The organism is Streptomyces flaveolus (genome assembly GCF_000716535.1).
Classification (GTDB): Bacteria; Actinomycetota; Actinomycetes; order Streptomycetales; family Streptomycetaceae; genus Streptomyces; species Streptomyces flaveolus_A.
Window position 1 is genome coordinate 20269 of sequence record NZ_JNWV01000038.1, and the last position, 17706, is coordinate 37974.

At 71.1% G+C, this 17706-nt stretch carries 19 protein-coding genes; 11 read left to right on the forward strand and 8 right to left on the reverse strand.

Features of this window, described 5'->3' with window-relative positions; genetic code table 11:
• The first annotated feature begins 202 nt into the window (after positions 1 to 202).
• From OO52_RS36160 to OO52_RS36185, 6 genes are all read left to right on the forward strand, one after another.
• The gene (locus OO52_RS36160; protein WP_030658289.1) at positions 203 to 1426 is read left to right on the forward strand and encodes a L,D-transpeptidase; all 1224 of its coding nucleotides are present in this window, start codon (positions 203 to 205) and stop codon (positions 1424 to 1426) included.
• A 158-nt stretch (positions 1427 to 1584) separates the two neighbouring features.
• Complete coding sequence (locus OO52_RS36165) at positions 1585 to 2814, forward strand: L,D-transpeptidase (RefSeq protein WP_234317387.1); 1230 nt, start codon at positions 1585 to 1587, stop codon at positions 2812 to 2814.
• Between the two features lie 80 nt (positions 2815 to 2894).
• Positions 2895 to 3662, forward strand: a complete 768-nt coding sequence (locus OO52_RS36170; protein ID WP_030658293.1) for an enoyl-CoA hydratase/isomerase family protein — start codon at positions 2895 to 2897, stop codon at positions 3660 to 3662.
• Between the two features lie 194 nt (positions 3663 to 3856).
• Positions 3857 to 4465, forward strand: coding sequence for an ATP-binding protein (locus OO52_RS36175; RefSeq protein ID WP_078630084.1), 609 nt, complete (start codon positions 3857 to 3859; stop codon positions 4463 to 4465).
• Between the two features lie 149 nt (positions 4466 to 4614).
• On the forward strand, positions 4615 to 5397 hold the full coding sequence (locus tag OO52_RS36180) for a polysaccharide deacetylase family protein (protein ID WP_199924869.1): 783 nt from the start codon (positions 4615 to 4617) through the stop codon (positions 5395 to 5397).
• Positions 5397 to 6584, forward strand: coding sequence for a hypothetical protein (locus OO52_RS36185; RefSeq protein ID WP_030654051.1), 1188 nt, complete (start codon positions 5397 to 5399; stop codon positions 6582 to 6584). Before OO52_RS36180 ends, OO52_RS36185 begins: the two co-directional genes overlap by 1 nt.
• On the opposite strand, the gene OO52_RS36190 is transcribed toward OO52_RS36185, so the two are convergent.
• Positions 6551 to 7204, reverse strand: coding sequence for a GNAT family N-acetyltransferase (locus OO52_RS36190; RefSeq protein WP_030654055.1), 654 nt, complete (start codon positions 7202 to 7204; stop codon positions 6551 to 6553). The genes OO52_RS36185 and OO52_RS36190 overlap by 34 nt on opposite strands.
• A 48-nt stretch (positions 7205 to 7252) precedes the next feature.
• On the opposite strand from OO52_RS36190, the gene OO52_RS36195 reads away from it, so the two are divergent.
• Complete coding sequence (locus tag OO52_RS36195; RefSeq protein ID WP_030654059.1) at positions 7253 to 8164, forward strand: MerR family transcriptional regulator; 912 nt, start codon at positions 7253 to 7255, stop codon at positions 8162 to 8164.
• Between the two features lie 59 nt (positions 8165 to 8223).
• Positions 8224 to 8436, forward strand: a complete 213-nt coding sequence (locus OO52_RS36200) for an EF-hand domain-containing protein (protein ID WP_014675107.1) — start codon at positions 8224 to 8226, stop codon at positions 8434 to 8436.
• Between the two features lie 67 nt (positions 8437 to 8503).
• On the opposite strand, the gene OO52_RS36205 is transcribed toward OO52_RS36200, so the two are convergent.
• Entirely contained in the window at positions 8504 to 9223 is a 720-nt protein-coding gene (locus tag OO52_RS36205) for an ABC transporter ATP-binding protein (RefSeq protein ID WP_051818856.1), read from the reverse strand.
• A 14-nt stretch (positions 9224 to 9237) separates the two neighbouring features.
• On the opposite strand from OO52_RS36205, the gene OO52_RS36210 reads away from it, so the two are divergent.
• Positions 9238 to 9594 carry a zinc-binding dehydrogenase gene (locus tag OO52_RS36210; RefSeq protein ID WP_030654065.1) on the forward strand — a complete coding sequence of 119 codons (357 nt, stop codon included), beginning with the start codon at positions 9238 to 9240 and terminating at the stop codon, positions 9592 to 9594.
• A 124-nt stretch (positions 9595 to 9718) separates the two neighbouring features.
• On the forward strand, positions 9719 to 10381 hold the full coding sequence (locus tag OO52_RS36215) for an NADPH-dependent F420 reductase (RefSeq protein WP_030654069.1): 663 nt from the start codon (positions 9719 to 9721) through the stop codon (positions 10379 to 10381).
• 31 nt (positions 10382 to 10412) lie between these two features.
• Here OO52_RS36215 and OO52_RS36220 read toward each other — a convergent pair whose 3' ends face one another.
• Entirely contained in the window at positions 10413 to 10970 is a 558-nt protein-coding gene (locus OO52_RS36220) for a glycoside hydrolase family 25 protein (RefSeq protein WP_030654074.1), read from the reverse strand.
• Positions 10971 to 11006: 36 nt separating this feature from the next.
• Positions 11007 to 12038, reverse strand: a complete 1032-nt coding sequence (locus tag OO52_RS36225; protein ID WP_030654076.1) for a phosphatidylinositol-specific phospholipase C domain-containing protein — start codon at positions 12036 to 12038, stop codon at positions 11007 to 11009.
• A gap of 236 nt (positions 12039 to 12274) precedes the next feature.
• Here OO52_RS36225 and OO52_RS36230 point away from each other — a divergent pair, with 236 nt between their 5' ends.
• Positions 12275 to 13273 carry a M28 family metallopeptidase gene (locus OO52_RS36230; protein WP_030654080.1) on the forward strand — a complete coding sequence of 333 codons (999 nt, stop codon included), beginning with the start codon at positions 12275 to 12277 and terminating at the stop codon, positions 13271 to 13273.
• Positions 13274 to 13353: 80 nt separating this feature from the next.
• Here OO52_RS36230 and OO52_RS36235 read toward each other — a convergent pair whose 3' ends face one another.
• From OO52_RS36235 to gcvT, 4 genes are all read right to left on the reverse strand, one after another.
• Positions 13354 to 14721, reverse strand: a complete 1368-nt coding sequence (locus OO52_RS36235; RefSeq protein ID WP_030654083.1) for an L-serine ammonia-lyase — start codon at positions 14719 to 14721, stop codon at positions 13354 to 13356.
• A gap of 62 nt (positions 14722 to 14783) precedes the next feature.
• Positions 14784 to 16049: a serine hydroxymethyltransferase gene (gene glyA / locus OO52_RS36240; RefSeq protein WP_030654086.1), complete on the reverse strand. Its 1266-nt coding sequence runs from the start codon at positions 16047 to 16049 to the stop codon at positions 14784 to 14786.
• A 14-nt stretch (positions 16050 to 16063) separates the two neighbouring features.
• Positions 16064 to 16441 (reverse strand): glycine cleavage system protein GcvH, encoded by a 378-nt coding sequence (gcvH, locus tag OO52_RS36245; RefSeq protein WP_014675120.1) that lies wholly within the window; start codon positions 16439 to 16441, stop codon positions 16064 to 16066.
• 138 nt (positions 16442 to 16579) lie between these two features.
• On the reverse strand, positions 16580 to 17698 hold the full coding sequence (gene gcvT / locus OO52_RS36250; protein ID WP_030654090.1) for a glycine cleavage system aminomethyltransferase GcvT: 1119 nt from the start codon (positions 17696 to 17698) through the stop codon (positions 16580 to 16582).
• Positions 17699 to 17706 lie beyond the last annotated feature (8 nt).

A 17706-nucleotide genomic window follows, 5' to 3' on the forward strand; every position in this document is an offset into this window, starting at 1 on the left:
GAGGGGCGCGACCGGCCGCGCCGAGCGGCCGGGGCGCTTCCGGCACCCCGGCCACCCGGTCCGACCGCGCCCCGACGGCTCCGACGCGGGCCGGGGGTCTCCTGCGGGGAGACCTCCCAACGTGTCGTCCTTCCCTCTGTTCTGCCCAGCGCGTGGCTCGCACTCACGTTTCCCCGGAGCGGGCCCGGTCGTTGGGTCTCGCGTGAGGCACGTAACTGGACGCGCACGGCGCGTGGGGGCCGCGCTGGCCGCCGCACTGACATGGGCGGGGCTGCTCGCGGGCTGCTCCATGGACGGCTCGGGCCCCCTGGGCGTGGGCGGGGCGCTGGGCAAGCCCCCGGCTCCCGAGGACGTCATCCGGGTGACCCCCGACGACGGCAGCAAGGCCGTACGTCCGGGTGACCGGCTACAGGTGAGGGTGCCCGGCGGGCGCCTGGAGAAGGTGACGGTGGTCAAGTCGCAGGACGCGCAGGAGACACCGGTCCCGGGGCGCATCAGCGAGGACGGGCTGACCTGGCGGCCCGACGAGGACCGGCTGGCGCTGGCCGCCGAGTACACCGTCGACGCGGTCGCGCTGGACTCCCACGGCCGCCGCTCCGCCCGGCACACCACCTTCACCACCTACGTCCCCGACCAGCGGTTCATCGCCTACGTCAGCCCTGAGAACCGCGCCACCGTGGGCACCGGCATGATCGTCTCCCTCTCCTTCAGCCAGGAGATCACCGACCGCGCCGCCGTCCAGCGCGCGGTCCGGGTCAGCGCGCGGCCCCCGGTCGAGATCCGCCCGCACTGGTTCGGCAAGGGCCGTCTGGACTTCCGTCCCGAGCACTACTGGAAGCCCGGCACCGAGGTGACCGTCGACCTGAACCTGCGGGACGTCCAGGGCGCCCGCGGGATCTACGGGCTTCAGGACAAGACGTTCTCCTTCACCGTCGGCCGCAGCCAGGTCTCCCTGGTCGACGCGGCCAAGCACACCATGGACGTCCGGCGCGACGGTCAGCTCCTCGCCACCGTCCCCATCACCGCGGGCGCCCCCAAGCACCCGACGTACAACGGGAAGATGGTGGTGATGGACATGCTGGAGGTCACCCGCATGAACAGCCAGACGGTCGGCCTGGGCGCCGAGTACGACATCCCCGACGTCCCGCACGCCATGAAGCTCACCGACTCCGGCACCTTCCTGCACGGCAACTACTGGGCGCCGGACGCCCCGGGCCAGGTCAACGTCAGCCACGGCTGCGTGGGCCTGACGGACGTCAAGGGCGGCAGTTCGGACACCCCGGCGGGCTGGTTCTTCGACCGCAGCCTCGTCGGGGACGTCATCGAAGTGGTCAACAGCAAGGACAAGACCGTCGCTCCCGACAACGGCCTCGGCGGGTGGAACATGGGCTGGAAGGAATGGAAAGCGGGCAGCGCGGTGAAGTAACCAGGTGAGGGGGCGGGGCGCGCGGTACGGGTGCCGGGCGGAAGTTGCGACGGAACGGTGACATTCGCCTGACACCCAGCTCAAATCCTGGCAGTTAATATGCGCGCACAATGTGGTGGGGAGCGGGCCTGACCAGGTCCGCTGGAGGGGAGAACAACGTGAACACGCGGCCTGTGGCGGGGGCGTCGGCTCGGGGGCGGCGAGGCCGTAGGGGACTGGCACTCATAGCCGGTGCCCTGGTGCTGTCGCTCTCCGCGTGCGGCGGGGGAGACGACTCGGGTACCGGGAACGGGAAGGGCAAGGGCGCCGGCAGCCAGAAGAGCGAGCAGTCCACGGCCGCGGTCAGCATCACGCCCAAGTCCGGTGCCACCGGCGTCGACACCAGCGGGACGCTCAAGGTCGGCGTCGTCCGGGGCAAGCTGACCGAGGTCACCGTCAAGGACGCCAAGGGCGAGAAGGTCGAGGGCGCGATATCCGGCGGCGGCGCCTCCTGGACGCCGTCGACCCATCTGGCCGCCGGCACCAAGTACACGGTGCACGCGGTCGCCAAGGACTCCGAGGGCCGCGAGGCCGCCGAGGACTCCACCTTCACCACGCTGACCCCGAAGAACACCTTCGTCGGCTACTTCACCCCGGAGGACGGCTCCACGGTCGGCGTCGGGATGCCGTTCTCCATACGCTTCACCCGGGGCATCACCAGCCCGGACGCGGTCGAGAAGGCCATCCGCATCAAGACCGAGCCGGCCGTCGACGTCGAGGGTCACTGGTTCGGCAACGACCGCCTGGACTTCCGTCCCGAGAAGTACTGGAAGGAAGGCACCAAGGTCACCGTCGACCTCGACCTGGACGGCGTCGAGGGCCGCGACGGCGTCTACGGCAAGCAGCGCAAGACCGTGAAGTTCACCATCGGCCGCAACCAGGTCTCCGTCGTGGACGCGAAGAAGCACACGATGAAGGTCACCCAGGACGGCAAGGTCATCAAGACGATCCCGGTCACCACCGGCAAGCCCGGCTACGACACCTGGAACGGCCAGATGGTCATGAGCGAGAAGCTCACCGTCACCCGCATGAACGGCGAGACCGTCGGCTACGGCGGCGAGTACGACATCAAGGACGTCCCGCACGCCATCCGCCTCACCAACTCCGGTACCTTCGCCCACGGCAACTACTGGGGCGGCGACGCCTTCGGCAACTACAACGCCAGCCACGGCTGCATCGGCCTGCGCGACGTGCGCGGCGGCTACGACGGCTCCGTCCCGGGCGCCTGGTTCTTCAACCACTCGATGATCGGTGACGTGGTCGTCGTCAAGAACTCCCACGACGCCACGGTCGCCCCCGACAACGGGCTCAACGGCTGGAACATGTCGTGGGCCGACTGGAAGAAGTGAGCCCCGTCTGACGTAAGGGCCCGGTGCTGTGACCTACGGCACCGGGCCCATTGCCGTTAGTGGCCGTTAACCTGACCCCCATGACCGTCACTCTCGAAGTCGCCGAAGGCGTCGGCACCCTGCGGCTCGACCGGCCGCCGATGAACGCGCTGGACATCGCCACCCAGGACCGGCTGAAGGAGCTCGCCGAGGAGGCCACGGACCGCGACGACGTGCGCGCCGTGGTCATCTACGGCGGCGAGCGGGTGTTCGCGGCGGGCGCGGACATCAAGGAGATGCAGAACATGGACCACGCGGCGATGGTCCGGCGTTCCCGCGCGCTGCAGGACTCCTTCACCGCCGTCGCCCGCATCCCCAAGCCCGTCGTCGCGGCCATCACCGGCTACGCCCTCGGCGGCGGCTGCGAACTGGCCCTGTGCGCCGACTACCGCATCGCCGCCGACAACGCCAAGCTCGGCCAGCCCGAGATCCTGCTCGGCCTGATCCCGGGTGCCGGCGGCACCCAGCGGCTGCCCCGGCTGATCGGCCCCTCCAAGGCCAAGGACCTGATCTTCACGGGCCGTCAGGTCAAGGCCGACGAGGCCCTCGCCATCGGCCTGGTGGACCGCGTCGTACCGGCCGCCGAGGTGTACGAGCAGGCGCACGCCTGGGCCGCGAAGCTCGCCCAGGGCCCGGCCATCGCGCTGCGCGCTGCCAAGGAGTCGGTCGACACCGGCCTGGAGGCCGACATCGACACCGGGCTCGCCGTCGAACGGAACTGGTTCGCCGGTCTGTTCGCCACCGAGGACCGCGAGCGCGGCATGCGCAGCTTCGTGGAGGAGGGGCCCGGCAAGGCCAAGTTCGTCTGACCGTCAACCGCGTGCGCGCCCCGCCGACTGCGGTGGAGGGCCTTGCAATTGACGCGTCGTCTCATTCGGGTCCCTCGATGGGGCGGTTTATGGGAGCCTTAACGCAGCCTTAAGCCTGCCTTGTCGAGGGAGTCCGTCGATTGCCCGGAAGTGAGCCGTCGCCGCAGGTCAGCCGGGTTGATCCGGACATCGACATGCCTACGGCATATGCCGATCGGCAGGTGCGGGGCGGGGGCGTACGAGGGGCGTATTCCGCCGGAACGGCCCCCAAGACGGCTCCGGACGGCCATCATGGGGGCATGGCGGGGCTGGAGGGCATCGAACAGCCGCGGGGAGACAGCCGTGCGGCCGCGGCACGCTGGTCACCCGCGGTCGAGGACGAACAGGGACTCAAGGCGCTCGAACTGTTCGGAAACCCGACGGAGGCGGAGGTCCCGCTGCCGTCCCGCCCGGAGTCCGCGGCCACCGCCCGCCGGCTCGCCCAGGTCGTCGTCCTGCGCACCTGGCGGCTCACCCCCAAACTGGCCGAGGACGCCGTCCTGCTCGTGTCCGAACTCGTCGGCAACGCCGTGCGGCACACCGGCGCCCGCGTCTTCGGCCTGCGGATGCGCCGCCGCACCGGCTGGATCCGGATCGAGGTCCGCGACCCCTCGCGCGGGCTGCCCTGCCTGATGCCGGTCCAGGAGCTGGACGTCAGCGGACGCGGACTGTTCCTCGTCGACAAGCTCGCCGACCGCTGGGGCGTCGACCTGCTGCCGCGGGGCAAGACGACGTGGTTCGAGATGCGGGTCACCGACCGCTGAGGTTCGACGGACGTCGGGTGCGGCTCCGTCACGCCCGTGCGGCGGAGCCGCGCATCGATGCGGGCCCGCGTCCCTCCGGACGCTGCCGCACGACCCGGAGTCAGTGTAAATCGGGCTAATCGCCGGTTTTCTCCTGAACTCAGCCTTAAATGGTGCGGGTGACCCCCACTCACCGCCGTGATGTGCTGCGCGCCGGGGCCGGGCTCGTCGCCGGCGGCGCGCTCGCCGCCGGGTGCGGTACCGGCCAGGCCGCCGCCCCGCCCCCCGCCCAGGCCCCCACCTCCCCCTCCGTCCACCCCCCGGCGGCCCCCGCCCCGCGGGCCTACCCCGGCCACCCCGCCCAGATCACCCACGGCCCCCGCACCCGCCCCCAGGTGGCCCTCACCTTCCACGGCCAGGGGGACCCCGCCCTCGCCCGCGCCCTGCTCGACACCGCCGAACAGCGCGGTGCGCGGCTCACCGTGCTCGCCGTCGGCACCTGGCTGGACCAGCACCCGGACCTCGCCCGCCGCATCCTCGACGGCGGCCACGACCTCGGCAACCACACCCAGCGCCACATCGGCGTCAACACGCTGCCCGAGGCGGAGGCCCGCCGGGAGATCACCGACTGCGCCGAGCGGCTCAAGCGGCTCACCGGCTCCATCGGAACCTGGTTCCGCCCCTCCCGCGCCCCGGTCGCCTCCCCGCTCGTCGCCCGGCTGGCCCGCGCCGCCGGCTACCCGCACGTGCTGTCGTACGACGTCGACTCGCTCGACTACACCCGCCCCGGCGCCGCCGCCGTCACCCGCGAGATCCTCGCCGGCGTCCGCAACGGCTCGGTGGTGAGCCTGCACTTCGGATACCCGGACACGCTCACCGCCCTCCCCGACGTCCTGACCGAACTCGACCGCCGCGGACTGCGCGCGGTCACCACCACGGAGCTGCTGAGCTGATGCGAACCACGAAAGCCGCCCGCCTGCTGGCCGCCGGTGCCGCCGTCACCGCCCTGACGCTGCTCTCCGCGTGCGGCGGCGGGTCCCGCGACCACGCGGACGAGCCCGCCGTCAGCAAGGCGCCGGTCCAGCCGCAGGTGAGGAAGCCGCTGGTCGACGTGTTGCCCGGGATGCCACCGGTGGACGACCCGGCCGACCTCTACGCCGCCGACCGGCCGAACCGGCTCTCGCCCGTGGTCAAGGACTTCCCCTCCCGCGTGTACGTCCCCAACACCAACTCCGACACCGTCACCGTCATCGACCCCGCCACCTACCGGATCGTCGAGACCATCCCGGTCGGCCGCCAGCCACAGCACGTCGTGCCGTCCTGGGACCTGAAGACCCTCTGGGTCAACAACGACCTCGGCAACAGCCTCACCCCGATCGACCCGCGGACCGGCCGGGCCGGCAAGCCGGTCGCCGTGCACGACCCGTACAACCTGTACTTCACGCCCGACGGCAAGTACGCCGTCGTCATGGCCTCCATGGACCGCCAACTCGTCTTCCGCGACGCGCACACCATGAAGGTCGTCAAGGCCGTCCCGGTGACCTGCTACGGCGTCAACCACGCCGACTTCTCCATCGACGGCCGCTACTTCATCGTCTCCTGCGAGTTCAGCGGCGAGATCCTCAAGGTCGACACGGCGCGGATGAAGGTCGTCGCCCAGGAGAAGCTGCCGTTCCACGGCGCCATGCCGCAGGACGTCAAGATCTCACCGGACGGCAAGCTGTTCTACATCGCCGACATGATGGCCAACGGCCTGTGGATCCTCGACGGCGACAAGTTCACCCCGCCCCGGTTCCTCGCCACCGGCAAGGGCGCCCACGGCCTCTACGTCAGCCGCGACTCCCGCGAGATGTACGTCTCCAACCGGGGCGAGGGCACCATCTCCATCTTCGACTTCACCCGCAACCGGCTCACCAAGAAGTGGCGCCTGCCCGGCGGCGGCAGCCCCGACATGGGCGGGGTCTCCGCCGACGGCAAGGTCCTGTGGCTGTCCGGCCGGTACAACTCCGAGGTGTACGCCATCGACACCCGCACCGGCGCCGAGCTGGCCCGCGTCAAGGTCGGCAGCGGTCCGCACGGCCTCGCCGTCTACCCCCAGCCGGGCCGCTACTCACTGGGGCACACCGGCATCTTCCGCTGAAGCAGCAGTTCCGCACCCACCGGACGGTACCCGGCGGCCTGGAACGCCCGCAGGCTACGGGCGTTCCCCGGGGCGACCTGCGCCCACAGCGGCTCCGCGGCGAGTTGCCGGGCGGCGGTCACCAGCAGCCGCCCGAGCCCCCGGTGCCGGGCGCCCTCGGCCACCTCGACCGACACCTCCAGCCGCCCGGCGACCCCGCGCCCCATGACCAGCACCCCGCCGTCGGCCACCCAGGCCCGCACCTCGTCCCGGCGCCCGTGGGCGTACCGGATCCGGGGGTGGCCGGCGTCCTCGATCTCCGTCAGCGCGAGCGGGGGCTCACCCGGCAGCGGGTCGCCCACCAGCACCGCGTCGACGGTCTCGGCCCGGCGTCCGGTCCGGTCCATGAGGGCGGTCAGGAAGCGCGGGTTCATCGTGGCCGCCAGGGGATCGCAGTCCAGGCCGCGCAGCGTCTCGTGCACCCACTCCGGGTCCTCGTCGGTGAAGACCACCGAGTGCGCGGTGAAGGACAGCACCCCGGCGTCCCGCGGTGAGGGCTGCGCCACGACCGTCGTACCGCCGTCCGCCGGCGGGAACACGCCGGCCGCCACCGCGTCGAGAATGTCCCGCAAGGTCTCCAAGTCCCGCTCCTTGAGTCTCCACCCACTGGAAGGCCCAGACTCGCAGACATGATCGAAGACGGCACCGGACTTCTCACCATCGGCGAGCTCGCCCGCGCCACCGGACTGAGCGTGCGCACCATCCGCTACTGGTCCGACGCGGGTGTGCTCAGCCCGGTGACCCGGTCGTCCGGCGGCTACCGGCTCTACGACGCCGGCGGCGTGGCCCGCCTGGAGCTGATCCGCACCCTGCGCGAACTGGGCCTCGGCCTGGCGGACGTGCGCGGGGTGCTGGCCGGCGAGCGGACCGTGGCCCAGGTCGCGGCCACGCATGTCGCGGCGCTGGACGCGCAGATCCGGTCGCTCATGGTGACCCGTGCGGTGCTGTCCACCGTGGCGCGACGCGGTTCGACCGCAGAGGAGATGGCACTCGTGAACAAGCTGGCGCGACTGTCCGCCGCCGAACGGCAGCGGATCATGGAGGAGTTCGTGGCGGAGACGCTGCACGGGCTCGACACCGTGGACCCGGACATCCAGGAGCGGATGCGGCGCACCGCCGTCCACCTGGCGGAGGACCCCACGCCCGAGGAGGCCGACGCCTGGGTGGAGCTGGCCGAGATGCTCCAGGACCCCGGGTTCCGCGCGCAGATGCGCCGGGCCGTCGAGTTCAACGCGGCCGACCGGCGGCCCGGTGAGCCGCGCGGGCGGGCGCTGTGGTTCGCCAAGCGGCTCGTGGACCTGGTGGCGCCGGTCCGTGAGGGCGGCGTCGACCCCACCGGGCCCGGGGCGGAGGAGGTGCTGGAGGAACTGTTCGGCGACGCCGACCGGGGCGACGTACTGGACCGCATGACGGCCGGCTTCGACGATCGCGTGGCCCGCTACCGGGAACTGCTCGCCGTGGTGAACCGGCAGCCCGCGCCACCGCACGCCGAGGACTTCGCCTGGGTGGTCGCCGCACTCCGCGCTCGTGCGGGCCGTTAATCTGACCAGCGTCAGTACGCCAGCACGGCATGAGAAACACGACCAAAAGGGGCGGATCGGTGGCGGACATCGAGGAAGCACGCAAGCAGTTCCAGCGGATCGACGCGGACGGTGACGGATTCATCACCGCAGCGGAGTTCAAGTCCGCCCTCGCGCAGCAGGGTGACTGGAACGTCACCGAGACGGTCGCGGAGGCCGTCATCAAGACCCGTGACCTCAACGGCGACAAGGTGCTGTCGTTCGACGAGTTCTGGGCCTACCTGAGCAAGTGACCCGCCGGCGACAGGGGGTGCCCGCCCCGAGCGGTCCGGGCACCCCCTTCGTCATGCCGTCGTGCCGTCACGCCGCGCGCCGGATCCGCACGCTCCAGCACCCCTCGTCGTGCCGCTCCAGCGTCAACGGCAGATCGAAGCACTTGCCGACCTGGTCACCGGTGAGCACCGACGCGACCGGCCCCGAGGCCAGCACCCGTCCGTCGCGCAGCAGCACGGCGTGCGTGGTGCCCGCCGGCAGCTCCTCCAGATGGTGGGTGACCAGCACCGTCGCCAGCGCCGGATGAGCCGTCCGCAACTCCTCCAGCGCATCGATCAGTTGTTCCCGGCCGGGCAGGTCCAGGCCGGTCGCCGGCTCGTCCAGGAGCAGCAGCCGCGGCTCGGGCATCAGTGCCCGCGCGATCAGCGTCCGGCCGCGCTGTCCCTGTGAGAGCGTCGGCCACCGGGCGTCCCGCAGCGCCCCCAGCCCCAGCGTGGCCAGCAGTGCCTCGGCCCGCTCCGGCTGCTCCGGGGTGGGCCGCCACCGGGGGAGTAGCTCGACCGAGTTCGTCGCCCCCGTGAGCACCACGTCCCGTACCCGCAGCGGCGAGGTCAGCGGATGGCGCGGGTCGACGTGCCCGACCAGGGCCCGCAGCTCACGCAGGTCCACCCGGCCCAGCCGGTGCCCGAGCACCCGCACCGTGCCCCGGGTCGGATGGACCACCGCGCCGAGCAGCCCCAGCAGGGTCGACTTGCCCGCGCCGTTGGCGCCGAGCAGCGCCCAGTGCTCACCGGCCCGGACGGTCAGGGAGACCTCCTGGGGTGACCGGTGGACGGGGCGTGGACATCGTCCTGGACGCGGTCGGCGGTCCCGGCTTCGCCGCGCTCGGTGACGCGGTCGCCCCCGACGGCACCCTGGTCAGCTACGGCCGGCTCGACGAGCAGCCCATCCTGCTGCCCCGGCGGTGGCCGCTCACTGTCCACGGGTACGCGAACCTCGTGATCACCGGCGATCCGGGGGGCCGCCACCGCGCCGCCCACCACCTCGGCTCCGACCTTGCCGACGGCACCCTGCGCTCGGTGATCGCCGAGGTCTTCTACGGCCTGGACCGGATCACGGACGCCCACCGGCTGATGGAGTCCAGCGAGCACACGGGAAAGATCGTGGTACGGATCTGAGCGCGCCGCGCGCCGGCCGGGCGGCGTCACCGATTCGGCGCACGGCGCGGAATAGTCCGGCGTTCAGCGAGGTTGACGCGGGAACATCTGCATGCACATGCATAGATCATCCGGAGGGTCAGCCATGAAGATCGGCATCATCGGCGCGGGGAACATCGGCGGCAACCTCACCCGGCGGCTCACCGCCCTCGGCCATGACGTGTCCGTCGCCAACTCCCGGGGCCCCGAGACGCTCCGTGACCTCGCGCAGGAGACCGGCGCCACCCCTGTCCGGGCCGAGGACGCGGCCAAGGGCGCCCAGGTCGTGGTCGTCACCGTGCCGCTGAAGACGGTCCCGGACCTGCCTGCCGGCCTGCTGGACGGCGCGGCGGAGGACGTCGCGGTGATCGACACCGGAAACTACTACCCGCAGCAGCGGGACGGCCGGATCGCGGCCATCGAGGACGAGGGCCTCACCGAGAGCCGCTGGACCGAGCAGCACCTCGGCCACCCGGTGATCAAGGCCTTCAACGGCACCTACGCCCAGGACATCCTGGACCGGCCCCGCCCCGCAGGCGATCCCGAGCGCATGGCCCTCCCGGTCGCCGGCGACGACGAGGCGGCCAAGCGGATCGTCCGCGACCTGATCGACGAACTCGGCTTCGACACGGTCGACGCCGGCACCATCGCCGACTCCTGGCGCCAGCAGCCCGGCACCCCGGTCTACGGCCTCCGCGCCGGCACGGAGGCGGTACGCAAGGCCCTCACCGAGGCCTCCCCGGAACGCCCGGCGGACTTCCGGGGCTGACCCCGGCGAGGTGAGCGGGGCCATGAGCCCGTCACGCGCTCGTGGCCCACTCCTTCAGTGCCGCCTTGCTCGCGAAGTTCACCACGTCCTTGTCGTGGGGTTCGCTGGTGTACTGGTGGAACCGCCACTTGGCCTGGATGCGGGGCTTGCCGGCGGTGACGTAGTCGGCGATCCACAGCCCGTCTCCGGCGTAGGAGGTGGTGTCGACGTTCAGCCAGAAGTGGCGGTTGCAGTAGAGCACCACCCGGTTGTCCGGCCGTAGTTCCTTCAGTTTGCGGATGAAGCGGTCCTTCTCCGCGTTGCTCGCGTGGGTGCCGTCGCCGGTGGTCTCCCAGTCGACGGCGAGGAGGTCGCCACGGCGGTCCGGGGCGTGGCTGAGGAAGTACTCGGCCTGGGCGGTCAGGTTCCCGGGCCACAGGAAGTGGTAGAAGCCGACGACCAGGCCCGCGTCGCGCCCGTGTTTGGTCTGGGCCGCGAGTCTGGGGTTGACGTACGAACGGCCTTCCGTCGCCTTGATGAAGACGAAGGACAGACCGTTCGTCGCGTAGGAGGAGGACTGGTAGGCGCTCACGTCGATGCCATGCAGCATGTGAAGGTTGTCCCCCGTGAGCGCCGTTGTGGAACCTCAGCTTCGGGTGGTCACCGAACTCAGGACCGAGGCGGACTTCGCCGACCAGTCCGAGGTGATCAGGCTGGCGTGGTTCCTGGCCAAAAGATCCAGGCGTGCGGCGACTTCCGCGTCCGTCGGGTTGGTGGAGGAGATCGCCGGTGACACGTTGTGGGCGTCCGTGGTGATCAGGATGTAGTGGTTCGCGGAGTAGAACGAGGTGTCGTAGCCGTTGTTGACGTACGTGGCCGCGTCACCGTCGAAGAACACGAACCAGGGGCGGATCGAGGCGTCGTAGCGGCTGGTGCGCGGGTCGCCGTTCGCGGCGCCGAGGACGACCGGGAAGGCCTGGGCCGCCGAGATGTTGCCGGCCGCCTTCAGGTCGCGCAGGTGGTCGCCGTACTCCTCGTCCGTCCAGTAGCTGTCGAACGGGTTGGACTGCTCCACCGTGCCCGGGATCAGGTCGAAGACGAACTTGCCCTTGAGGGAGTCCCGGGCGGGCCAGGCGTTGGCCTTCGCCGCCGCGTCCAGGGTGCCGTACGTCCCGCCGAGCAGATCGGCCGGCTTGTAGACACTGCTGCCCAGCTTCTGCGCGACGAGCGTGTCGAACTCGTCCGGTCCGAGGCCCGCCTTGTCGTTGAAGCCGACCTTCATCTCGACCTTGACCACGATCGGCGGGTGGTCGGGGTGGAGCTGGTTCCAGGCGGCCATGTTGTCCAGGCAGCCGCCGAGGTCCTGGTTGCGGCTCTTGCTGTACAGCTCGCTCGGGGTCTTCGCCGCCTCGCAGTTGTTGTCGTTGCCCAGCGGGTTGCTGTGGCTGACGCGCCAGCGGTGGGTGATGCTGTCGACGTAGACGTCCAGCTCCAGCAGTGAGGCGCCGGAGTCCAACGCCTGTGCGAAGTACGTGTACTTGGCCTTGTCGTACGCGTTGTGCGTGCCGATGGCCGTCGTCTCGGAGAACTTCGGCGACGCCGCGTGGGCGTTGCCCGGCACCATCACCAACACAGCCGCGGCACCCACGAGCACCGCCGGCCGTCTCAATCCACGCATGCGCCAACTTCCCTTGGTCGGAGGAGAATTGGCGGCAGCGTAGGCAGGTGCGGTTATCGCACGGTAGCCCCACGGGGAACATCGGCCGCGAGGGCGGGCGCAGGCTCCTGATCCGGCCGATCTCATGGACCGAGGCTTGACCAGCTCTTGGCATGTACATGACTATCAGGGGGAGGTGGCGCGGCTCCCCAGGCCCGGCCCTCACCTTCCGTTTCCTCACCCCACAAGGAGACACAGTGCGAGCACCACGAAGAGTCACCCTGACGGGCCTCGCGCTCGCCACGACCGCCGCCGGCCTCGCCGCGCTGCCCCCGAGCGCCGAAGCGGCCTCCCCGCGCCCCGCCACCGCCGCCCTGACCGCGGCCGCGCCCGACATCGACGTCACCAGGGTCCAGGCGCACCTCGGCGAACTGGGCGCCATAGCGAGCCGCAACGGCGGCAACCGCAGGTCGACCGGCCAGGGCTACCGCGACTCGGTCGCCTATGTGAAGGGCAGGCTCCAGGCGGCCGGTTACACCGTCACCGAGCAGGCGTGCACCTCCGGTTGCACCCGCGGCGCCGGACCCAACCTGATCGCCGAGTGGCCCTACGGCGACGCGTCGAAGGTGTACATGTTCGGCTCACACCTCGACGGCGTCTCCGCCGGACCCGGCATCAACGACAACGGCTCCGGCAGCGCGACCCTCCTGGAGGTCGCGCTGAAACTGGCCGAGACCCGCCCCTCGATGGCGGCCCGCGTCCGCTTCGGCTGGTGGACGGACGAGGAGCAGGGTCTCAACGGCTCGGACTTCTACGTCCGTTCCCTGACCTCCGCCCAGCGTTCGGCGATCAAGGCGTACTACAACTTCGACATGGTCGCCTCGCCCAACGGCGGTTACTTCATCAACCACATCAACTCCACCGCCGCCGCGCCGATGAAGGCGTACTGGGACTCGCTGAACCTGCGGCCGGAGGAGAACACCGAGGGCGCGGGCCGCTCCGACGACTACTCCTTCGAGGCCTACGGCATCGCGACGTCCGGTTACGCCATGGGCGCGAGCGCCCGCAAGACCTCGGCGCAGGCGGCCAAATGGGGCGGCACGGCGGGCGCCGCGTACGACCGCTGCTACCACTCCTCCTGCGACACCACCGCCAACGTCAACGTCACCGGCCTGAACCGCAGCGCCGACGGTGTCGCCTACACGCTGTGGAAGCAGGCGGTCTCGGCCACCGTCCCCGCCCGGACACCACGCTGACGACCGGCCGACCCGCCCACGAGACGGCGAAGGGGAGGCGGATCCTCGGGATCCGCCTCCCCTCCCGGGGCCCGGCCGGGCTAGCACTCGATGATGTTCACCGCGAGCCCGCCCCGCGCCGTCTCCTTGTACTTGACGCTCATGTCCGCGCCGGTGTCCTTCATGGTCTTGATGACCTTGTCCAGGGACACCTTGTGGGAGCCGTCGCCGCGCATCGCCATCTTGGCGGCCGTGACGGCCTTCACCGCGGCCATGCCGTTGCGCTCGATGCACGGGATCTGCACCAGGCCGCCCACCGGGTCGCAGGTCAGGCCGAGGTTGTGCTCCATGCCGATCTCGGCCGCGTTCTCCACCTGCTCGGGGGAGCCGCCGAGCACCTCGGCGAGCGCGCCCGCCGCCATGGAGCAGGCGGAGCCCACCTCGCCCTGGCAGCCGACCTCGGCGCCGGAGATGGAGGCGTTCTCCTTGAAGAGCATGCCGATCGCGCCCGCCGCCAGCAGGAACCGCACGACCCCGTCCTCGTCGGCGCCCGGCACGAAGTTGATGTAGTAGTGCAGGACCGCCGGGATGATGCCGGCCGCGCCGTTCGTGGGGGCGGTCACGACCCGGCCGCCCGCCGCGTTCTCCTCGTTCACCGCCATCGCGTAGAGCGTGATCCACTCCATGGCGTGCGCCAGCGGGTCGCCCTCGGCGCGGAGCTGGCGGGCCGAGACGGCCGCGCGGCGGCGGACCTTCAGACCGCCGGGCAGGATGCCCTCGCGGGACATGCCGCGCTCCACGCACGCGCGCATCACCCGCCAGATCTCCAGCAGGCCCGCGCGGATCTCCTCCTCGGAGCGCCACGCCCGCTCGTTCTCCAGCATCAGCGAGGAGATCGACAGGCCCGTCTCCTTCGTCAGGCGCAGCAGCTCGTCGCCCGTGCGGAACGGGTACTTCAGGACCGTGTCGTCCAGCTTGATCCGGTCCGCGCCCACCGCGTCCTCGTCGACGACGAAACCGCCGCCCACCGAGTAGTACGTCTTGGTGAGCAGTTCCTCGCCGTCGGCGTCGTAGGCCCACAGCGTCATGCCGTTGGCGTGGTACGGCAGGGCCTTGCGGCGGTGCAGCACGAGGTCCCGGTCGAAGTCGAAGGCGATCTCGTGCTCGCCCAGGAGCCGGATCCGCCCCTCCGACCTGATCGCCTCCACGCGCGCGTCCGCCGTCTCCACGTCCACCGTGCGCGGCGAGTCGCCGGTCAGGCCGAGCAGGACGGCCTTCGGGGTGCCGTGGCCGTGGCCGGTCGCGCCCAGGGAGCCGTACAGCTCCGTGCGGACGGCGGCGGCCCGCTCCAGGAGGCCTTCGTTGCGCAGGCGGCGGGCGAACATCCGCGCCGCGCGCATCGGGCCGACCGTGTGGGAGCTGGACGGGCCGATGCCGATCGAGAACAGGTCGAAGACCGAGATGGCCACGGTCACTCCTCAAGACAGCAGGGGGGTGGTGGGGCACCCTCCGCGGGTGCCCCACCGGGGACTTACTTGTTCAGGCCCGGGTACAGCGGGTGCTTGTCGGCGAGCGCCTTCACGCGCGCCTTCAGGGCCTCGGCGTCGTAGGACGGCTTCAGCGCCTCGGCGATCACGTCCGCGACCTCGGCGAAGTCCTCGGCCGTGAAGCCGCGGGTCGCCAGGGCCGGCGTACCGATGCGCAGACCCGAGGTGACCATCGGCGGCCGCGGGTCGTTCGGGACGGCGTTGCGGTTGACCGTGATGCCGACCTCGTGGAGCCGGTCCTCGGCCTGCTGCCCGTCCAGCTCGGACGCGCGCAGGTCCACCAGGATCAGGTGCACGTCCGTGCCGCCGGACAGCACGTTCACGCCGGCCTCGCGGGCGTCCGGGGCGGTCAGGCGCTCGGCGAGGATGCGGGCACCTTCCACCGTACGACGCTGGCGCTCCTTGAAGTCCTCCGAGGCCGCGACCTTGAAGGACACCGCCTTGGCCGCGATCACGTGCTCCAGGGGACCGCCCTGGAAGCCCGGGAAGACGGACGAGTTCAGCTTCTTCGCGAAGTCCTTCTTGGCGAGGATGATGCCGCCGCGGGGACCGCCCAGCGTCTTGTGGGTGGTGGAGGTGACCACGTCGGCGTACGGCACCGGGTTGGCGTGCAGACCGGCCGCGACCAGGCCCGCGAAGTGCGCCATGTCGACCCACAGGTACGCGCCCGCCTCGTCGGCGATCCGGCGGAACTCGGCGAAGTCGAGCTGCCGCGGGTACGCCGACCAGCCCGCGATGATCACCTTGGGGCGGTGCTCCTTGGCGAGCCGCTCGACCTCGGCCATGTCGACCAGGCCGGTCTCGGCGTCCACGTGGTAGGCGACCACGTCGAACTGCTTGCCGGAGAAGTTCAGCCGCATCCCGTGGGTGAGGTGGCCGCCGTGCGCCAGGTCCAGGCCGAGAATGGTGTCCCCGGGCTGGGCCAGCGCGAACAGGGCCGCCTGGTTCGCGGAGGCGCCGGAGTGGGGCTGCACGTTGGCGTACTCGGCGCCGAACAGCTCCTTGACCCGGTCGATGGCGATCTGCTCGGCGACGTCGACGTGCTCGCAGCCGCCGTAGTAGCGTCGGCCCGGGTAGCCCTCGGCGTACTTGTTGGTCAGGACCGAGCCCTGCGCCTCCATCACCGCGAGCGGCGCGAAGTTCTCGGAGGCGATCATCTCCAGGGTCGACTGCTGGCGGACCAGCTCGGCGTCGACCGCGGCGGCGATCTCCGGGTCCAGCTCGTGCAGGGGCGTGTTCAGGACAGTCATACGGCTACGACTCCTCAGCCGGCGGAAAAGGCGGTGTACTCGTCGGCGGAGAGCAGGTCGGCCGGCTCCTCCGCGACGCGTACCTTGAACAGCCAGCCACCCTCGAAGGGGGCGGAGTTCACCAGCGACGGGTCGTTGACGACGTCCTCGTTGACCTCGGTGACCTCACCGGTGACCGGCGAGTACAGGTCGGACACCGACTTCGTCGACTCCAGCTCGCCGCAGGTCTCGCCCGCGGACACCGTGGAGCCGACCTCGGGGAGCTGGACGAAGACGACGTCACCGAGCGCGTTGGCGGCGTGCTCCGTGATGCCGACCGTCGCGACGCCGTCCTCGGCGGCCGACAGCCACTCGTGCTCCTTGCTGTAGCGCAGCTGCTGGGGGTTGCTCATGGCCTGAATTCTCCTGTACACGCGAGGGTGCTGATGACGGGGTGACTATGGAAACCGCTGGTGAGCGGGCGAATGTGCGCAGCGTCACGCCCCGGCCACGGGACCGGGGTCCCCGGGAGGCGCGACCGCGCCCAGTGTCTACTTCTGGCGCTTGTAGAACGGCAGCGCCACGACCTGGTACGGCTCGTGGGTGCCCCGGATGTCCACGGCGACGCCCTCGGTGCCGGGCGCCGCGTGCGCCGCGTCGACGTAGGCCATGGCGATCGGCTTGCCCAGGGTGGGGGAGGGGGCACCGGAGGTGACCTCGCCGACCACCTCGCCGCCGGCGACGACGGCGTAACCGGCGCGCGGCACCCGGCGGCCCTCGGCGACCAGGCCGACCAGGACCCGCGGCGGGTTCTCCTGGGCCCGGGCGGCGGCCTCGGCGAGCGCCTCGCGCCCGACGAAGTCGCCCTCCTTCTCGAACTTGACCACGCGGCCGAGCCCGGCGTCGAACGGGGTGAGGGAGGTGGTCAGCTCGTGCCCGTACAGCGGCATGCCCGCCTCCAGGCGCAGCGTGTCCCGGCAGGACAGCCCGCACGGGACCAGCCCGGCGCCCTCGCCCGCCTTGGTCAGCGCCTGCCACAGCTCGACGGCGTGCTCCGGCCTGACGAACAGCTCGAAGCCGTCCTCACCGGTGTAGCCCGTGCGGGCGATCAGCGCCGGGACGCCGGCGACCGTGCCGGGCAGGCCGGCGTAGTACTTCAGGCCGTCGAGGTCGGCGTCGGTGAGGGACTTCAGGATGCCGGGGGACTCCGGGCCCTGCACGGCGATCAGCGCGTACGCGTCCCGGTCGTCCCGGACCTCGGCGTCGAAGCCCTCGGCGCGCTCGGTCAGCGCGTCCAGCACGACCTGGGCGTTGGAGGCGTTGGCCACGACCATGTACTCGGTCTCGGCCAGCCGGTAGACGATCAGGTCGTCCAGGATGCCGCCGTCGGCCTGGCAGATCATCGTGTAGCGGGCGCGGCCGACGCCGACGGAGGCGATGTTGCCGACCAGGGCGTGGTTCAGGAACGCGGCGGCCTGGTCGCCGGTGACGGTGATCTCGCCCATGTGGGAGAGGTCGAAGAGACCGGCCCTGGTCCGCACGGCGAGGTGCTCGTCGCGCTCGGAGCCGTAGCGCAGGGGCATGTCCCAGCCGGCGAAGTCGGTCATCGTCGCACCGAGCGCGCGATGCACGGCATCGAGCGCGGTGTGGCGGAGTTCAGTGCTGCTCATCGGACGGT

Coding starts and splice junctions, on each gene's coding strand:
- OO52_RS36195 (WP_030654059.1), top strand. CDS start 7,253: ATGATCGAAGACGGCACCGGACTTCTCACCATCGGCGAGCTCGCCCGC.
- OO52_RS36225 (WP_030654076.1), bottom strand. CDS start 12,038: ATGCGTGGATTGAGACGGCCGGCGGTGCTCGTGGGTGCCGCGGCTGTG.
- OO52_RS36175 (WP_078630084.1), top strand. CDS start 3,857: ATGCCTACGGCATATGCCGATCGGCAGGTGCGGGGCGGGGGCGTACGA.
- OO52_RS36170 (WP_030658293.1), top strand. CDS start 2,895: ATGACCGTCACTCTCGAAGTCGCCGAAGGCGTCGGCACCCTGCGGCTC.
- OO52_RS36220 (WP_030654074.1), bottom strand. CDS start 10,970: ATGCTGCATGGCATCGACGTGAGCGCCTACCAGTCCTCCTCCTACGCG.
- gcvT (WP_030654090.1), bottom strand. CDS start 17,698: ATGAGCAGCACTGAACTCCGCCACACCGCGCTCGATGCCGTGCATCGC.
- OO52_RS36215 (WP_030654069.1), top strand. CDS start 9,719: ATGAAGATCGGCATCATCGGCGCGGGGAACATCGGCGGCAACCTCACC.
- OO52_RS36185 (WP_030654051.1), top strand. CDS start 5,397: ATGCGAACCACGAAAGCCGCCCGCCTGCTGGCCGCCGGTGCCGCCGTC.
- glyA (WP_030654086.1), bottom strand. CDS start 16,049: ATGACTGTCCTGAACACGCCCCTGCACGAGCTGGACCCGGAGATCGCC.
- gcvH (WP_014675120.1), bottom strand. CDS start 16,441: ATGAGCAACCCCCAGCAGCTGCGCTACAGCAAGGAGCACGAGTGGCTG.
- OO52_RS36180 (WP_199924869.1), top strand. CDS start 4,615: ATGGTGCGGGTGACCCCCACTCACCGCCGTGATGTGCTGCGCGCCGGG.